Source organism: Streptococcus cameli (assembly GCF_053207365.1).
Map to the genome: position 1 here is coordinate 167,809 of NZ_JBRUIM010000001.1, position 17,996 is coordinate 185,804.

The following is a 17,996-nucleotide window of genomic DNA, read 5'->3' on the forward strand; positions in this document are numbered from 1 at the left end:
GGTTTCAAATCAAGAATAGGAGTACTCAATTGAAAAAAATTAAAGAATTATTTCTCTTCTATATGATTCTGTGTCTCTTTTTTCTACTTGTTGCCATCATTTTAGTGTATCCGGTTGTCACTATGTTCATTTCCAGCTTTCAGGAGCCTGGAAGTGGACATTTTACTTTTCATAATTACATTAGAATTTTTACAGAATACCAATATGTGAATGGTTTTGTTCATTCGGTTTTGTTGTCTCTTTTTTCTGCAGTAATCGGACTAGTGTTAACAACCCTTGCGACATATGCAATCCATGCTTTTTTTTCTAAATGGAACCAACTCTTTCTTTCACTAGCTAATTTGACGGCTAACTATGTTGGGGTTCCGCTTTCCTTTGGTTTGATTTTATTGATGGGCAATGCCGGATTAGTTATGAATCTTTCTAAAGCATTTGGATGGGATGTACTGGATCATTTTTCAATTTATTCTTTAGATGGTCTTAAAATAGCCTTTATCTATTTCCAAATTCCTTTAGGAATTACATTGCTTTTACCAATCTATAATGGACTCGACAAGAAATGGCGAGAAGCTTCTGCGCTTTTAGGAGCCAGTGTCGGGCAGTATTGGATGAAGATAGGTTTACCAATCTTGGCTCCATCACTGATTGGAGTATTTACCATGATGTTCGCAAATGCTATTGGAACTTACGATACAGCAGTTGCTTTAACAGGGAGTTCGATCAATATGATTTCGATTAATATTGCCAATACGATACAAGGAGATATTTTTGCCCAGCCTGAAATTGGGTCGGCTGTAGCAATTGTTTTAGGGGTTATCCTGATGTTGAATATGTTAATCGGCCATTGGTTACAAAATAGAGGTCGGAGGATATACGATTTATGAACTTTAATAGAAATGCTACATTGATAAAGGGATTTTATTCGGTTTTCTTGCTGGCTATGTTGTTGTATTTGCTAATTCCACTGACAGCAACTTTTCTATATTCGATAGCGACAAGGTGGACGACTAGCGTATTACCAGAACATTTTACTGTAAAATGGTTTTTAGCTTTGTTTAGTGACCAAGCGTTTTACATGGCTATGCTTCGAACCTTTGTCTTGGCTATAGTAGGGACGTTGGGCTCAATCTTGTTAATTGTTCCCACAGTTTATGTTCTATATGTTTACCATCGGAAATGGTTGTGGATTATGGATGTATTGCAGATTGTATCGTTTGCAGTACCTGCTGTCATCTCTGCTATGTCTTTGATGTCAGCATATTCCGGAAAAGGGATCCCGATGCTGGCATTGGTAATTGGTTCCTATATTGTTGGTGGTGTTCCCATCATTCAGATTGGAACACGAAATGCATTGTGTACTATTGATAGCAGGGTGTTAGTTGAGTCTTCAGAAATTTTAGGAACTTCAAAGTTTGAAGCATTTATTCGGGTGATTCTACCGAATATCAAAAGCGGTATTATTGCATCAGCACTGTTTCGTTTTTCGACCCTTTTTGGTGAATTCGGTACATTAAATTTATTAGTAGGTGGGGAGTTTCCCAATATTCAAATTTTCTTACGCCAGAATATGACAAAGTCTGGTCATTATACAGCAGCAATATCGATTTCGTATTTTATAATTGTTACTTTAATGACAGTTCTTGGTTTAAAAATGACAAATGATTTAACACGAAAGGAGCAAAAATAGATGGCCTATATTGAGGTTAAAAATCTAACCAAATCATACGGGAATACAACTGTGATTGAAAATATTTCTGTCACAATGGAAGAGGGAACTTTAACCACCTTGCTAGGGGCTTCAGGTTCTGGAAAGTCAACACTCCTCAGGTGCATTGCTGGATTGGAGAGTATTGATAGTGGTCAAATTTTAATTGATGGTAAGGATGTTACAGATATAGAGCCTCGTTTTCGCAATGTTGGAATGGTTTTTCAACATTATGCCTTATTTCCGAATATGACCGTTTTAGAAAATGTTATGTTTGGTCTACGATTAAAGGGTGTGTCTGATACAGCAAAAGCTGAAAAAATGATTGGTATCGTTGGGTTGAAAGGAAAAGAGAATGCTTATCCGAAAAATTTATCAGGTGGACAACAACAACGAGTGGCATTGGCTAGGTCTCTAGTAGTTGAACCGAAAGTTTTATTTTTGGATGAACCCCTATCTGCCTTAGATTCTAAGATTCGATTAGAATTGCGTAGTTTAATCAAAGAGATTCAATACAGATTAGGGATTACCATGGTATTGGTCACTCATGATCAGGAAGAAGCCATGACTATGTCTGAAAAAATTTATATCATGGCAAATGGGACAATTGAACAAAAAGGTAGCCCATCTGAAATCTATCGACATCCTAAGACACCGTATGTAGCTCGCTTTATCGGAAATCATAATCTCTTTTATAGAGATGGAATCGAACGAATCACGTCTGAACCATTTTCAACTACTCATTTAGTGGCGATTCGACCTGAAACGCTAACTGTTATCCAACCTACTGTACCACATTATACATTTCACACTGTTGTCAAGCGAACATCGATGTTGGGATCGGTTTTACGGTTTTGGCTAGAGGTAAATTCTGAAGAAATTATTATGGACCAATTAAATCGCTCTGCTTTTTTCAAGGATCCTGGAGACGCATTAACGGTCTATCTGATTAAAGAGGATATGATAGTAGTTGAATAATTCATACTCGTTTATAAAAGGAGGGGAAGATGAGGCTTTGTTTACATTCACAACATTCTTTTCGGATTATGCAAGTAACGGATACACATTTGGGTTCCTATCCGTTTCATGATAAAGATACTGCAACCTTAGCCAACTTGGGACACTCTATTCAAAAGCTAAAACCAGATTTAATGATTTTCACGGGAGATATTATCTATTCCTTGAAAGAGCATTTTGCGATGAATCCTCTGGAGAGTTTTAAGGAATTCTTGTTATACATCAATCGATTTGAGACACCCTATATCATCACTTTTGGTAACCATGATTCCGAACCGGGATCAGCTATCCAAAGAGAGCAATTACGTGCCCTGTATGATGACATATGCTTGTATCGTCCAGAATATATTGAAGAACATATGATCGGCGAACGCCATTCCTACATTGTTTCGATTTATGACGCGTCATGTCAATCGATTGAACACCTATGCCTCGTATTGGATTCGGGAGATTATGCGCAGACGGATACATCATACTATGCTTGGATCTTGCCAGAACAAATCAAATGGTATAAGGAGATGAGTGCAAAATATGACTTTAAAAATGCCAGTCGAAGGCACCTAGTTTTTCAGCATATTCCAATACCGGAATATTGGTTAGCGACTTTAGACATAAAAGATGGGGAATTTGCTGAAGAGATTGAGGCAAATGTGGTGGAGTCCCACACGCAAAAAAACCTTTCAATCTTTCAGAATTTTGTAGCCTCACCCGAGATAAATTCAGGTTTTTTCTTTGAATTAACTCAGACCAATGCCATTTGGGGGATGTTCGTAGGGCATGATCACGACAATAATTTTGATGGTCTGTACAAAGGCATTCATTTGGTATATGGCCAGTCCTCAGGTTTTAATACTTATGGGAAATTAGGGAAAGGTGTTCGAATGATCACTATTAGCAAGGATGACATTGACACGAGTAGACACCTGTATGATGAACTAAAAACAGAGTAAGTTACGCTTACTCTGTTTAGATTGAAGAAAAAGTCCATTTTGGATCATTTTCTTCAATCTTTTTTCTTTGGTTAGTAAATATCAAAATCTTTTGAAACGCTGATAAATGAGCATTTTAAAGAGTTGGTCGAAAGTTGGGGGAGGCTTTGAATTTGCTATTTTCTAGCGTTTAAAGGGTTTGTCTACGTTCTGAACAGAGTAAGCCACGCTTACTCCGTTTTTAGAGATAGTATAGATTCTGTTTCTCCAAGGAGAAGAGACTGTGTACTGGGGCGAAATGACGGTTTGTTTTCATCACGTCCTTGGACAACTATTTTTGCTGTAGATTGATTATATTCTTGTTCAGCTTGTACAATTAAATTTTTTACAATATTCTGTTCGTTACGATTTATTAAAACACTTAATGAAGGAGCTAGAATTTGGCTTAACATTTCATAATCACCTTGTGAATCTCCGAAAACAAGAACTGGCATCTTTCCTTTATGCAATGGAGCAATTTCATTTTTAATCACATGGACTTTTCCTATACCTTTGGTGATATACCAATTTTTTTCAATGACTGGACTAAGATTGCCAGCAGTGTCTTTCGTCACTCTCATTCCAAATACTTGGGAAGTTGGTACACCAAGATAATGGCTGATGGACTCAACTAATATTTCTGGACTAGCGGTTACAATATAAGTTGTGATGTGATTGGCTTGGAGAACAGAATAGAGCTCTTTCATTTCTTCAGATAATCGTAACCCTTGCTCGATTTCGACACTGATAAAGCCGCTCTTTTCATAATCCAATGGTTTTGTATAATATTGGATTTTTTGAATAGGTAACTGAAATGCCCAATTGATCATTTGCTTCGCAAATTCTTTGAAGTCCTGTTCACTGAAATCCATAAACCAATAGGTTAACCATTTTCCCCCTGGTGATGGTGAAAAAAATCTTGTAGCAAATTGATAATGAGCGAGTAATTGTGCACGAAAATTTTGATAGGCAATTGTTTCTCTGATTTTCTCCAATGGGTGCTTCTCAGCCATTTTTTTGATTTGTCGGTAATTCGTAACAATATCCTTGGCTAAATTTTCAAGAGTTAACTGTGGTTGATTTGGGTCTAAGATTGTCTGTGTTTCGTAGGAATCGCAAGATAGGATGTGGTAAAAAGTCTCTGGATTGAGCCGAAATGCAAACTGCTCAATCATGTATAACACAAGGTGATCTTCGATGTCAAAAAAACAAGATGTATTGTCAAAGTCAAACACGGCATAAGGTTGATCATGCAATGGAACAGATTTGGTGTTTCCGTAGTAATGGATAATTTCCTGTATCCTTTTTTTGGCAAATGGCTCCCAATTTGAATTTTTTAGATAGTTCAATGGCATGAAGTTCCCCTATTTGTATATATTATTGTTTATAGCATAACAAATCAAAGAAAGATTCAAGCATTCCTTGTGTAAATTTCTCGTAAAAATGATAGACAGTTATGGAAAAAATGAATACTATATCTCGTCAATTTCTTTAGATAAACAATGTTTCAAAGAAAAAAGCCTTTGAAATGTTGATTTCATAGGCTTTTCTTATATTGATTTACTTCACTTCGGTAAAAGTATAATATTGAACTCTAAAACGTTATAAAATCAAGGTTTCTAATGGTTTTTACTAAAAAGGTAGAGATGACTAGATGATTGATTTAGTCATATAAATATAGTTCGAGAATCTATGATAACTAGTATAAAATCTAGAAAAAGAATATAATTAAATCATGAATAAAGATTTAGATAAACAAAAGACTGATCCAGAAAAAATAGATATTAGTGAAATAGTTAATATATATAATATTGATCAAACACTTCAAGCTGTTCAGGGTATTAAAGAAGCTATTTCAAATGCTTTAAAACCTATTATTGAAAATTATTCTTCAATACAAACGTAATGAAGGATTGGATTCCTACAAGTTTCCTGGTGGACATTTTTATTTACAAAATTATTTTGATGAAATAAGTTTCTTAATAATAGAAAGGATAAAAGAAATAGATGAAAAAGGAAAGTAATTTTATTATATATCTGATAACATTAGGATTATCAAGTATAGCAGAGTGGATATATTTTATTTCTTTAAATCTAATGATTTTAAGTAATGGTGGTAATGCTGGGGACATAGCCTTATTATATGTCATACGCCCCGTTGCTGATATCATTACAAATATCATTTTTGGTGCATATATTGATAGGTTTAATAAGAAAAACTGGCTATTTAGTCTCAATGTTGTAAGTTCAATTTTGGTTGGATTGTTATTAATAAAGCAAAATATAACGTTCATTTCTTTTATCGTATTTTTTCTTCAAGTCTGTCGTTCCCTTTATGAACCAATTTCATTGGGATATATTGTGTTATTAGTTCCAAAAAATAAATTGAAGAGGTTTAACGCATGGAATAGCATAGTCTCATCGGGGGGATTTTTAATCGGTCCCGCGCTTGCAGGTATTTTGGTATCTCTTGGGAGTCCACTATTTGCAATTGCTACTAATTCTGTTCTATTGCTTTTATGTGGTATATTTATCTTAATGTTACCGCACTTTGAAAATCTTATCGATGCTACGCAAGTCTCAACATCATATTTCTCTGAAGTATTTCAGGGATTGAGCTTCTTAAAAAAATTTGTTAGTCAAAATAAACTAATCATTATTACTTACTTTTTGGTTTCTTCTTTATTGATTCTTGCGGCTGGTCTTGATTCTGTTGAAGCCGCATTCTCTAAAATAGTTCTGTTAATGAGTGATACTGAATATGGATTATTAGTGAGTATTTCGGGTGCAGGCTATCTTTTTGGTGCTTTTATTATTAATATCATTATTGAAAAAATATCTGAAAGAATGTTTGTATTATTAGGGGCAGTAGGTTATGTATTGGGGTACATTATGTTCACTCTTTCATCTACTTATTTTCACGCTGCTTCAGGATTCTTTCTTATATCCTTTGCACTAGCATTCATCAATACAGGTTTTAGTACTTTCGTACAAATTAACTTCCCTTCAAGTAATATTGGTCAGATAACGACAACATTAGGTGTTTTAAATTCTGTTGTTGAGATGGGACTTGTATCAATGGTAGGTATTTTAGTCTTAAATTTTGATATGAGAAGTGTCCTATTAATAATGGAATGTATTATGGTTTTAATTGTCTCCATTATTTTTTATACCAGTAAAAGAGTAAACTTTCGATAGTATGTGAAAAGTATTGTTAATCTACTTTATCTTTTGTCTGACTTCAATAGGAACTTCCATAAACTAACATAAAAATAAAATTATGATTTTTAATTTTAAAACAAAATTCTAAAGTTGCTGAAATGACAAATTGACCATTTTTAAAATTAATAATTGAAAGCTAAATTTCTATTAGAAGGATTAGAAAAAACTACTCTAGAATCAAACTACAACAAGATAAGAGAATACAGGAATAAGGTCATTGATGAACTAGTAGATTTTGGCAGACCTATTCACATAGTTCCTCATATGTTTCGGTATAGCTTTGTTTCAGTTATGGCAGATAAAAATGTAAGTCTAAACGTTATTCGAGAATTTTTAGGACATTCAGAAGACAGTAGAGAAATAGAAAAAATCTACCTTCATGTCATGCAAAAAGGGAAAGATAAGATTGAACAAGCTATGATAGATTTGGCTGAAATAATCTCCTGATTATCGTAATCAGTTAAAATTCAATTATTTTGTTAAAAATAAAAGAAATTCTTGAAATCACCAACTTTTTTGTATATAATCAATGTGACACCATATATAGTGTCGTTATAAATGAGGTACATCATGGGCAAAGAAAAAGAGTTGCAAAAAATAAAAAATAACCCCAAATCTGTTACCCCTGAACGCTTAGAAGCTCTGTGTAAAAAATATGGTTTTATGTGGAGGCAAGGAACCAATCATTCAATAACCTCTCATGCTTTACTGGAAGAGAGCTATCCAATACCGCGACATAAGCCGATAAAACCAGTTTATGTGAAACATGTGATAGGAATGATTGAGAAAGTGATAGAATTGGAGGAGGGTTTAAATGATGAAAGATAAAGAATATTATCTTGGATTGAACTATCCGATTTTAATTGATAAAATTTATGACGAGGGTGAATTTTTGTTCACTGCCTCTATTAAAGAGTTACCAGGACTAATCGTTTATGGTGAATCTTTAGAAGAAGTTTATGATGAAATTGAATTAGCCAAAGCAGACTGGATTGAGGCTAACCTTGAGTGGGGGAGAGAAATTAAAGAGCCCCTTGAGAATTCTCTAGAGGAGTATAGTGGAAAAGTAACTCTAAGATTACCTAAATCATTACATAGAGATGTTAAAGAACGTTCTGAAATAGAGGGAGTCAGCTTAAATCAAACTTTGGTTCAATTAATCAATGATGGATTATTCAAGCAGGTTCAAAATTCAGTAGAACAATTAGCTATTCAAATTGAAAATATGACTAAGCAATTTAGTCGAACTATAGAAGAAAAAGTTTCTGCTCCGGAGCAACATTTTCATTATATTGTGAAAAATCAATCGGAAACCAGATTATCGTATAAAGAACAAACTGTTACCGATAAACAGCAAAGTAATGCAGATAATGTTATTTTATTCTCTCTGGGAGGTTAAGATGCAATCAAGAAATATAGAAATAAGAAAAGTTACATTCAATAAGTTTGAATTTGTTGTAAAACAGGATGAGAAAACTACTAATGAAGATGGCAAAGCTACTATTAGTATGAATCTTCTTGATAGGGAAGAGAGTCAAGAAAATCAAATAATCTTAATGAAAATGGAAGTTTCCTATCCGGACCCTCAATATAAGGTTATTGCAGAAATTGAATCTGCATATTCAGTATTAGTCAGTGATTTGCCGAAAGATATTTTAGCCGACATTGAATTTCAACAAGCATTACTTGCTCCAATGGTAGAAAAACTTAGAATATATATTGGTTTGTTTTCTGAAGGTGCTTATGGAGCTATTCAAATCCCAAATCTGAATTTTAATCAAGACTAGAGTTATTCATTCTTATCGTTAAATTATCCTGATTATCATAATCAGTTAAAATTCAGTTATTTTGCTAAAATCAAAAGAAAAAAGCCTTTGAAACGTTGATTTCATAGGCTTTCTTTATGTTGTCTTATTTTACCTCAGTAAACACAACGTGCTTACGCAATTTTGGTGAGTATTTTTTCAATTGAAGACGGTCTGGAGTGTTACGTTTGTTTTTTGAAGTAAGGTACAAGCGTTCACCAGATTCTTTGTGTTCAAGTGTAATATTTACGCGCATGGTATCTCCCTTCTATTATTCAGCTGAAGCAGCTTTTTCGATTTTACGTCCTTTGTAGTATCCTTTCAAAGATACACGGTGAGAACGTGAGTAGTCTCCAGTAGTTTCATCAAACTTAACAGTTGGAGCTGTTACTTTGTAGTGTGTACGACGTTTGTTTTTCTTCGCTTTTGAGGTGCGACGTGCAGGTACTGCCATTTTCTTTTGTTTCCTTTCAAATGTGTCTTTGGCTTTTGCCAACTCTAGTAGTATATCAAAAGATTTTTGTAAAGTAAAGTTACTTGACACTTTTTTTCAAAAAAATGAACAGATAAGGGCCTGTTTCCTTAAAAAACGATTATTTAGAGGGATTTCTTACCAATATATTGGACAAAAAAGAATCGTGTTGCATTATTTGTACAATAAACGACACTTGTCAGTTTGTCCTTATCATTTAAGGAGAAAATGTGCAAAAATTGTGGTAGAATGGATAAAAGATAAGACTTGAGGCAAAGGAGATGAAAATGCGATTACAAAAACCAAAAGGAACCCAGGATATTTTGCCTGTGGACGCTGCCAAGTGGCAGTATGTTGAAAATTTAGCCCGTGAGACATTTGCGGCCTATAATTATGGAGAAATCCGCACCCCCATGTTTGAGCATTACGAAGTGATTAGCCGCTCTGTTGGAGATACGACAGACATTGTCACCAAGGAAATGTATGACTTTTACGACAAGGGTGAGCGCCATATTACCTTACGGCCAGAAGGGACAGCACCGGTGGTGCGTTCCTATGTCGAAAACAAACTTTTTGCCCCAGAAGTGCAAAAACCAGTGAAACTCTACTATATTGGTTCGATGTTCCGCTATGAACGTCCCCAAGCAGGACGTTTGCGTGAGTTCCACCAAATCGGAGTAGAAGCTTTTGGTTCCAAAAACCCTGCGACAGATGTCGAGACCATTGCCATGGCCTATCATTTGTTTGAAAAACTAGGGATCAAGGATGTGACCCTGCACCTCAATACACTGGGAAATGCCGATAGCCGTAAGGCTTATCGTGAGGCCTTGATTGCCTATCTGACCCCTTTAAAGGACCAATTGTCAGCAGACAGCCAACGCCGTTTGGAAGAAAATCCACTACGGGTCTTGGATTCAAAAGAAAAAGAAGATAAGCTAGCGGTTGAGCAGGCACCTTCTATTTTGGATTATTTAGATGAAGAAAGTCAGGCACATTTTGACGCTGTCAAAGACATGCTGGAAGCCATCGGTATCCCTTATGTCATTGACACCAATATGGTTCGTGGCTTGGATTACTACAACCACACCATCTTCGAATTTATCACCACCGTTGAAAAATCAGAATTGACCATCTGTGCCGGCGGCCGCTATGATAGCCTGGTAGCATACTTTGGCGGACCAGACACACCAGGTTTTGGTTTCGGACTAGGCTTAGAACGCTTGCTCTTGGTTCTTGACAAACAGGGTATCGCCCTTCCTGTTGAGCAAGACTTGGATGTTTACATCGCCGTACTCGGAGAGTCTGTCAATGGCAGAGCATTAGAATTGGTACAAGCCATCCGCAAACAAGGATTTAAGGCAGAACGCGATGTATTGAACCGCAAAATCAAGGCCCAATTCAAATCCGCTGACGTTTTAAAAGCAAAAACCCTCATCACCTTGGGTGAGAGCGAAGTGGAATCTGGACAGGTTACTCTTCGAAACAATCAGACCAGAAAAGAGTGTGTAGCGACGTTGGAGGAAATTAGCAAGCAATTTTCTGATTTGCTTGCCCAAATAAATGAATAAGAAGATGATTTCTTCGTAAGGATCCCCAAATGTTAGACGTGAAAAGGAACATTTGGGGTCTTTTTTGAATCTTATTGACCAACAAAAATGAATTTAGTATAATAAATTTAAAAGAATAAACAAGGAGGTTATATCACAAGGAACGATTTTAGATGGAAACAAATGTAACTAATCTATATAAAAAGAGAATACCCATCATTGCTCTTGATAGGTATGTATTTTACACTGAAAATGTAATCGCTTACCTACCTATGTATTGATTTGTGAAAGAAAAAAAGTTTGAGAAAATAATCACAATCAAAAATCTAAAACAGTGGTACAAAGGGATTTTCAAAAAATTTTCACAAAAAAAGAAAAAAACATTGTGAATCTTTTAACAAACTCTTTACAAATGCTCGGAAATAAGGTACAATAATATTGTGAAAAAGTTAACAAGCAACTTTTTAAAAAGAGAAAACAAAATTTTGGAGGAAACCCAATGGCTGATAAAACTCTATCACCTGAAGAAAAAGTAGCACAAGCACAAGCTCACGTTGATGAATTGGTGCAAAAAGGTCTCGTTGCTCTTGAGGCGATGAAACAATTGGATCAAGAACAAGTAGACTACATTGTAGCGAAAGCTTCAGTAGCGGCTCTTGATGCACATGGAATCTTGGCACAACATGCCGTAGAAGAAACTGGTCGTGGTGTCTTTGAGGACAAGGCAACTAAAAATCTCTTTGCCTGTGAGCATGTTGTCAACAATATGCGCGGTGTGAAAACAGTTGGGATTATCGAAGATGATCCAGTTACTGGTTTGACAAAAATTGCAGAACCAGTCGGCGTTATCTGTGGTGTGACACCAACAACTAACCCAACGTCAACTGCGATTTTCAAAGCTCTGATTTCTTTGAAAACACGTAACCCAATCGTATTTGGTTTCCACCCATCAGCTCAAGAATCATCTGCTCATGCGGCTCGTATCGTTCGTGATGCAGCGATTGCGGCAGGTGCACCTGAAAACTGTGTGCAGTGGATTGAAAAACCATCGATTGAAGCAACCAATGCTTTGATGAATCACGATGGTATCTCTACTATTTTGGCAACTGGTGGTAACGCCATGGTGCGTGCGGCTTATTCATGTGGAAAACCAGCCCTTGGTGTCGGTGCAGGTAACGTTCCTGCTTACATCGAAAAATCTGCTGATATCCGCCAAGCGGCTCACGATATTGTCATGTCTAAATCATTTGACAACGGTATGGTCTGTGCTTCTGAGCAAGCGGTTATTATTGACAAAGAAATTTACAAAGAATTTGTGGAAGAATTCAAATCTTACCATACTTATTTCGTCAATAAAAAAGAAAAAGCGCTTCTTGAAGAATTCTGTTTCGGTGTGAAAGCCAATAGCAAAAACTGTGCTGGTGCTAAATTAAATGCGGACATCGTTGGGAAACCAGCAGCATGGATTGCAGAACAAGCAGGTTTCAAAGTACCAGAAGGAACCAACATCTTAGCGGCAGAATGTGCTGAAGTTGGTGAAAATGAGCCGTTGACACGTGAAAAATTGTCTCCAGTTATTGCTGTATTGAAAGCAGAAGACCGTGAAGACGGTTTGAACAAGGCCTGTGCAATGGTTGAATTCCACGGTCTTGGTCACTCAGCTGCGATTCATACAAAAGACGAAGAATTGGCGAAAGAATTTGGTACTCGTGTACGTGCGATGCGTGTGATTTGGAACTCTCCATCTACTTTCGGTGGTATCGGTGACGTTTATAATGCCTTCTTACCATCATTGACACTTGGTTGTGGTTCTTACGGACGCAACTCAGTAGGTGATAACGTATCTGCTATCAACCTTCTCAACATCAAGAAAGTAGGGAAACGTAGAAATAATATGCAATGGTTTAAAGTTCCTTCAAAAATCTACTTCGAACGCAATGCGATTCAATACCTTCAAACAACAGAAGGCCTTGAACGTGTCATGATTGTTACTGATAAATCAATCGAAAAACTTGGCTTTGTACAACGTATTGTCGACCAACTTCAAGCCCGTTCCAATAAAGTAACGGTTCAAATCTTCTCAGATGTTGAACCAGATCCAGACATCACAACAATCCAACGCGGTGCAGAGGTGATGCGTAATTTTGAACCAGATACCATCATTGCTCTTGGTGGTGGCTCTCCTATGGATGCAGCCAAAGTAATGTGGCTCTTCTATGAACAACCAGAAATTGATTTCCGTGACTTGGTACAAAAATTCATGGATATCCGCAAACGTGCTTTCCGCTTCCCATCACTTGGTGCAAAAGCCAAATACATCGGTATTCCAACAACATCTGGTACTGGTTCAGAAGTAACACCATTTGCCGTTGTTTCAGATAAAGCAAATAATCGCAAATATCCACTTGCTGACTACTCATTGACCCCAACTATTGCCATCGTAGACCCTGCTTTGGTAGAAACAGTTCCAGGCTTTATCGCAGCAGACACTGGTATGGACGTCTTGACGCACGCAACTGAAGCCTATACCTCTAACTTTGCCAACGACTACACAGATGGTCTTGCGCTTCAGGCGATTAAATTGGTCTTTGAATATCTTGAAGCTTCAGTGAAAACAGCTGATGCAGAAGCTCGTGAGAAAATGCATAACGCATCAACCATGGCAGGTATGGCCTTTGCCAATGCTTTCCTTGGAATGAGCCACTCCATGGCCCACAAGATTGGTGGACGCTTCCATACAGTTCACGGTCGGACAAATGCCATCTTACTTCCATATGTTATCCGCTACAACGGTACTCGCCCATCTAAAACAACAACATGGCCTAAGTACAACTATTGGAAAGCAGATGAGAAATTCCAAGACATCGCTCGCATGCTTGGCCTTCCATGCTCAACACCAGAAGAAGCAGTTGATGCCTTTGCGACAGCTGTCTACGAATTGGGTGAGCGCGTAGGTATTGAAATGAACTTGAAAGCACAAGGTGTGGACGAGAAAGAACTCAAGAAATACTCACGTGAATTGGCTCTCCTTGCTTATGAAGACCAATGTTCACCAGCAAACCCACGCTTGCCAATGGTAGACCACATGCAAGAAATCATTGAAGATGCTTACTATGGATACAAGGAACGTCCAGGACGTTTGAAATAACGGCAAATCCTTCTAGTTTTTACTAGATTTATAGACAGAAAAAGCAACCGTTTGGTTGCTTTTTTGATAGATTTTGTTTTATAAAATATTACGATAAATGTAAAACAGTGATAAGGAGGGTCTGTTGTTAGAGAGAGGAACACCCTGTCAATCGTTTGGGACGGTGGTTGTTCCAAACTTTTTTCTTTTGTCAGGAGAATGAAGTGGAGTTTTTAACGTTTTAGTCCCAATTTTCAGATAATTATGGTAGAATAGATGAAAGATTATACAAACGAGGATACCTTATGACCCTACTATACCAATCAACCCGTGATGAAAATAACAAGGTAACAGCCAGTCAGGCTATTTTACAAGGTTTGGCAAGAGATGGAGGCTTGTTTACTCCAACTAGCTATCCCACTCTGACTTTCGATTTTGAACAGTTGAAGGACGCTAGCTACCAAGATGTGGCGCGCATGGTTTTATCCGCTTTTCTAGATGATTTTACAGCAGAAGAAATTGACTACTGTGTCTCTCATGCCTATGATAGTAAGTTTGATACGGATGAGATTGCTCCGCTTGTGGCCTTAAAAGGGCAGTATAATTTGGAGTTATTCCGTGGGTCAACGATTGCCTTTAAGGATATGGCCTTGTCGATCTTGCCTTATCTGATGACAACAGCAGCTAAAAAACACGGCCTAAAAAATGACATTGTGATTCTGACAGCGACTTCTGGTGATACGGGGAAAGCTGCCATGGCTGGTTTTGCGGATGTACCAGGAACTCAGATTGTGGTCTTTTACCCACGTGATGGGGTTTCAAAAGTTCAAGAATTGCAGATGACGACACAAACAGGGAACAATACCCATGTTGTGGCCATTGATGGAAACTTTGATGATGCACAGACCAATGTCAAAGACATGTTCAACAATGCTGCATTGCGTGAAGAATTGGCGCAAAAAGGTCTCCAGTTCTCATCAGCCAATTCGATGAACATCGGCCGTTTGGTGCCACAAATTGTTTATTATGTTTGGGCCTATGCTCAATTGGTTAAAAAAGGAGAAATCCAAGCAGGAGACGAGGTCAATTTCACTGTTCCAACAGGGAATTTTGGAAATATCTTGGCGGCATTTTATGCCAAACAAATCGGTTTGCCGATTGGCAAATTGATCTGTGCCTCCAATGAAAACAAGGTCTTGACAGATTTCTTTGCCAGCAAAACCTACGATAAAAAACGGGAGTTCAAAGTGACGACTAGTCCATCTATGGACATTTTAGTATCGTCTAATTTGGAGCGTTTGATTTTCCATCTTGTTGGTAATAATGCCGCAAAAACAGCAACCTTGATGCAGGCTTTAAACGATGAAGGACAATATAGCTTAGCAGAAGTGAATGAGGACATCTTAAACTTGTTTGCGGCTGGTTTTGCAACAGAAAGCGAGACCGCACTTGAAATCAAACGGGTCTGGGATGAAAATCAGTACATGGAAGACCCGCATACGGCGGTTGCTTCAGCCGTTTATAACGCCTATCGAGAAGAAACTGAAGATAGCAGACCGACCGTTATTGTCTCGACGGCCAGTCCCTACAAATTCCCAGTTGTGGCTGTTGAAGCTGTGACAGAACAAACAGGTCTTTCGGATTTTGAGGCCTTGGCGCTCTTGCATGAGGTGTCTGGGGTAGCCTTGCCACCAGCAGTAGATGGTCTTGAGACGGCTCCAGTGAGACACACAACCGTTGTGGCCGCAGATGAGATGCAGGCTGAAGTAGAGCGGTATCTTGGTTTATAAATAGGATAAAAGGATTCGATGGCAAGAATCCTTTTTTATCGCCTTTCGTAAAATCTTGGTATAATAAAGACATGTATGAAATCAATAAAATTTTAAAGATTGCCTGGCCGGCTATGGTTGAAAACTTTTTGCAATTTTTGATGGGAATGGTGGATACTTATTTGGTTGCTTTTCTCGGAGTGGTGGCGCTTTCAGGAGTCTCGGTTGCAAATAATATTTTAGCGGTTTTTCAAGCCGTATTTATCGCATTGGCTTCGGCGACTTCTGCTATCTTGGCCCGATCAATCGGTAAACAACAAACAGAAAAATTGCCTCATCAAGCAGGTCAATCCGTGCTGTTAAGTGTCTTTTCGAGTGTTGTTTTAGGGCTGTTTTCAATTGTTTTTGGCCAAGAGCTCTTGTTCTGGTTAGGAGCAGAGGCAGCTGTTGCAAAAGCAGGGGGACTATACCTAATGCTGGTGGGGGGTGGCATCATCTTTTTAGGGATTATGACGTCCTTGGGAGCGGTATTACGAGCGACGGGTAAGAACCAGTTACCCATGTATGTTAGTTTGCTGAGTAACGTGCTAAATGTGCTTTTTTCTGCGCTTGGTGTATTTGTCTTTCAAGCAGGGATAGTCGGAGTGGCCTTAGGAACGATATTAGCTCGTGTCATAGCCTGTATTGTTTTATGGAAACAGTTGCCGTTCCCGCTTGAGTACACAGGTTGGCGCATAGAGAAGAACTTGCTGGCCTTAGCCTTGCCAACAGCAGGAGAGCGACTCATGATGCGGGCAGGAGATGTGGTGGTGGTTGGTTTGATTGTGTCGTTGGGAACAGCGACTGTGGCTGGGAACGCGATTGGTGAAACAGTGACACAACTGAATTATATGCCAGCCCTTGGATTTGCGACAGCGACTGTGATTTTGGTGGCGCAAGCCAGTGGACAGGCAAACCAGAAACTGGTCAAACGAATGGTGAGCTACAACCTTGTCTTATCGGTTCTTAGTCTCTTGCTACTGGCCGGCCTTGTCTTGTTTTTTGGAGATACGCTGACACACCTATACAGTAGAGACGCTCAGGTGTTATCTGCTAGTTTGTTAGTCATGTTGTTTTCGTTGGTCGGAGCACCAGCAACGGCGGGGACCTTGATTTATACAGCAACCTGGCAGGGGCTAGGAAATGCCAAGCTCCCTTTTTACGCGACAAGTATTGGGATGTGGGGGATTCGTGTTGGTTTGGGATTTGTTTTGACACGTCTTCTAGGTTGGGGATTAATGGGGGTCTGGTTGGCTACGGTTTTAGACAATGTCTTTCGTGCTAGTTTTTTAGCCCTGCTTTTCCATCGCTATTTATCCAAGAAGACCCGATAGGGTCTTTTTTCTAAGAATCTTTCAAGTGAAAATGGTATAATAGAAAACGAAAAAAGGAGTGAAAAAATGGCAATCGGAAGAGCAACAGGGAAAATTATCTTAATGGGAGAGCATGCAGTCGTATATGGCGAACCGGCTATTGCAATGCCTTTTTCTGCTGTTGACATTCAATCAAGGGTTACTCGAAAAGGAGAGGCCTTGAGTGTCTCCTGTGCCTTTTATGAGGGTTTGGTTCACGAGATGCCAAAGATTTGGGAAGGGCTCAAGCACGCCATTCGCTTTTCGCTTTACCGTATCGGAGCACCGACAGATCCAGCCATTCATATAGAGATTACATCTACGATTCCAGCAGAACGAGGGATGGGATCTAGTGCGGCGGTTGCGGTTGCGGTTGCTCGTTCTCTCTTTGCTTTTTATGGAAAAGATTTATCGGATCAAGAACTGTGGGAGATTGTGCAGTCTTCTGAAACAATAGCCCACGGAAATCCATCTGGAGTGGATGCAGCAACCACCAGCGGTAAGCAACCAGTCTATTTTATGAAAGACCAGGCGATTCAGCCCTTGTACCTTTCTCTAGATGCTTATCTGGTAGTTGGGGATACTGGAAAAACTGGCCATACTTTAGAAGCGGTGGAAGATGTCGCTCGGCTCTGCCGAGAATCTCTTGCTGCTCGAACTTGGATTGAGGAGTTGGGGGAATTGACACGGCAGGCAAAATTGGATTTGCAAGAGAATGATGCCAAAGCCCTTGGTCAAAAAATGAACCGTTCACATGAATTGTTACAAAAACTGGGCGTTTCTGATGACCAGTTGGACCAGCTGGTCAGCTGTGCTCGAGGGGCTGGAGCCTTGGGAGCCAAGTTGACAGGAGGTGGTCGTGGTGGCTGCATGATTGCTCTTGTAAAAGATAAAGAGAGTGCCCAGGAGATTGCAAGAGTGTTAGAAAAAATAGGAGCTCGGCAAACTTGGATACAATACTTAGGAGAATAAG

Annotated in this window: 18 protein-coding genes; 15 read left to right on the top strand and 3 right to left on the bottom strand. The window is 38.5% G+C overall.

Annotated elements, in window-relative coordinates:
* Nucleotides 1-29 precede the first annotated feature (29 nt).
* Genes ACVR1I_RS00845 through ACVR1I_RS00860 form a run of 4 tightly spaced genes read left to right on the top strand, consistent with a single transcriptional unit; the run spans nt 30 to nt 3,672 of the window.
* Entirely contained in the window at nt 30-884 is an 855-nt protein-coding gene (locus ACVR1I_RS00845; protein ID WP_447442159.1) for an ABC transporter permease, read from the top strand.
* A complete protein-coding gene (locus tag ACVR1I_RS00850) occupies nt 881-1,687 on the top strand; it encodes an ABC transporter permease (protein WP_447442160.1) in 807 nt (268 codons plus the stop codon). The genes ACVR1I_RS00845 and ACVR1I_RS00850 overlap by 4 nt, the downstream gene beginning before the upstream one ends.
* Nucleotides 1,688-2,683: an ABC transporter ATP-binding protein gene (locus ACVR1I_RS00855; RefSeq protein WP_447442161.1), complete on the top strand. Its 996-nt coding sequence runs from the start codon at nt 1,688-1,690 to the stop codon at nt 2,681-2,683. It abuts the gene before it with no gap.
* Nucleotides 2,684-2,712: 29 nt separating this feature from the next.
* Nucleotides 2,713-3,672 carry a metallophosphoesterase gene (locus ACVR1I_RS00860; RefSeq protein WP_447442162.1) on the top strand — a complete coding sequence of 320 codons (960 nt, stop codon included), beginning with the start codon at nt 2,713-2,715 and terminating at the stop codon, nt 3,670-3,672.
* A 209-nt stretch (nt 3,673-3,881) separates the two neighbouring features.
* Here ACVR1I_RS00860 and ACVR1I_RS00865 read toward each other — a convergent pair whose 3' ends face one another.
* Nucleotides 3,882-5,039, bottom strand: coding sequence for a haloacid dehalogenase-like hydrolase (locus ACVR1I_RS00865; RefSeq protein ID WP_447442163.1), 1,158 nt, complete (start codon nt 5,037-5,039; stop codon nt 3,882-3,884).
* A gap of 386 nt (nt 5,040-5,425) precedes the next feature.
* Here ACVR1I_RS00865 and ACVR1I_RS00870 point away from each other — a divergent pair, with 386 nt between their 5' ends.
* From ACVR1I_RS00870 to ACVR1I_RS00895, 6 genes are all read left to right on the top strand, one after another.
* Nucleotides 5,426-5,596 carry a hypothetical protein gene (locus ACVR1I_RS00870; RefSeq protein ID WP_447442164.1) on the top strand — a complete coding sequence of 57 codons (171 nt, stop codon included), beginning with the start codon at nt 5,426-5,428 and terminating at the stop codon, nt 5,594-5,596.
* A gap of 101 nt (nt 5,597-5,697) precedes the next feature.
* Nucleotides 5,698-6,888 carry an MFS transporter gene (locus tag ACVR1I_RS00875; RefSeq protein WP_447442165.1) on the top strand — a complete coding sequence of 397 codons (1,191 nt, stop codon included), beginning with the start codon at nt 5,698-5,700 and terminating at the stop codon, nt 6,886-6,888.
* A gap of 153 nt (nt 6,889-7,041) precedes the next feature.
* Nucleotides 7,042-7,359: a tyrosine-type recombinase/integrase gene (locus ACVR1I_RS00880; protein ID WP_447442166.1), complete on the top strand. Its 318-nt coding sequence runs from the start codon at nt 7,042-7,044 to the stop codon at nt 7,357-7,359.
* 123 nt (nt 7,360-7,482) lie between these two features.
* Entirely contained in the window at nt 7,483-7,740 is a 258-nt protein-coding gene (locus ACVR1I_RS00885; protein ID WP_143460124.1) for a HicA family toxin-antitoxin system, read from the top strand.
* Nucleotides 7,727-8,311, top strand: a complete 585-nt coding sequence (locus ACVR1I_RS00890; RefSeq protein ID WP_447442167.1) for a toxin-antitoxin system HicB family antitoxin — start codon at nt 7,727-7,729, stop codon at nt 8,309-8,311. The genes ACVR1I_RS00885 and ACVR1I_RS00890 overlap by 14 nt, the downstream gene beginning before the upstream one ends.
* 1 nt (nt 8,312) lies before the next feature.
* Entirely contained in the window at nt 8,313-8,699 is a 387-nt protein-coding gene (locus tag ACVR1I_RS00895; RefSeq protein WP_447442168.1) for a hypothetical protein, read from the top strand.
* 124 nt (nt 8,700-8,823) lie between these two features.
* Here the strand turns inward: ACVR1I_RS00895 and rpmG are convergent, their stop codons facing one another.
* Nucleotides 8,824-8,973 (bottom strand): 50S ribosomal protein L33, encoded by a 150-nt coding sequence (gene rpmG, locus ACVR1I_RS00900; protein ID WP_001265622.1) that lies wholly within the window; start codon nt 8,971-8,973, stop codon nt 8,824-8,826.
* A 15-nt stretch (nt 8,974-8,988) separates the two neighbouring features.
* The gene (rpmF, locus tag ACVR1I_RS00905; protein WP_093649839.1) at nt 8,989-9,171 is read right to left on the bottom strand and encodes a 50S ribosomal protein L32; all 183 of its coding nucleotides are present in this window, start codon (nt 9,169-9,171) and stop codon (nt 8,989-8,991) included.
* 305 nt (nt 9,172-9,476) lie between these two features.
* Between rpmF and hisS the strand changes: the two genes are divergently transcribed.
* From hisS to mvk, 5 genes are all read left to right on the top strand, one after another.
* A complete protein-coding gene (gene hisS / locus ACVR1I_RS00910; protein ID WP_447442169.1) occupies nt 9,477-10,757 on the top strand; it encodes a histidine--tRNA ligase in 1,281 nt (426 codons plus the stop codon).
* Between the two features lie 478 nt (nt 10,758-11,235).
* Nucleotides 11,236-13,884: a bifunctional acetaldehyde-CoA/alcohol dehydrogenase gene (gene adhE / locus ACVR1I_RS00915; RefSeq protein ID WP_447442170.1), complete on the top strand. Its 2,649-nt coding sequence runs from the start codon at nt 11,236-11,238 to the stop codon at nt 13,882-13,884.
* A gap of 284 nt (nt 13,885-14,168) precedes the next feature.
* A complete protein-coding gene (gene thrC / locus ACVR1I_RS00920; RefSeq protein WP_447442171.1) occupies nt 14,169-15,653 on the top strand; it encodes a threonine synthase in 1,485 nt (494 codons plus the stop codon).
* A 71-nt stretch (nt 15,654-15,724) separates the two neighbouring features.
* Nucleotides 15,725-17,005: an MATE family efflux transporter gene (locus tag ACVR1I_RS00925; RefSeq protein WP_447442172.1), complete on the top strand. Its 1,281-nt coding sequence runs from the start codon at nt 15,725-15,727 to the stop codon at nt 17,003-17,005.
* Between the two features lie 66 nt (nt 17,006-17,071).
* Nucleotides 17,072-17,995 carry a mevalonate kinase gene (gene mvk, locus ACVR1I_RS00930; RefSeq protein WP_447442173.1) on the top strand — a complete coding sequence of 308 codons (924 nt, stop codon included), beginning with the start codon at nt 17,072-17,074 and terminating at the stop codon, nt 17,993-17,995.
* The last annotated feature ends 1 nt before the right edge of the window (nt 17,996 follow it).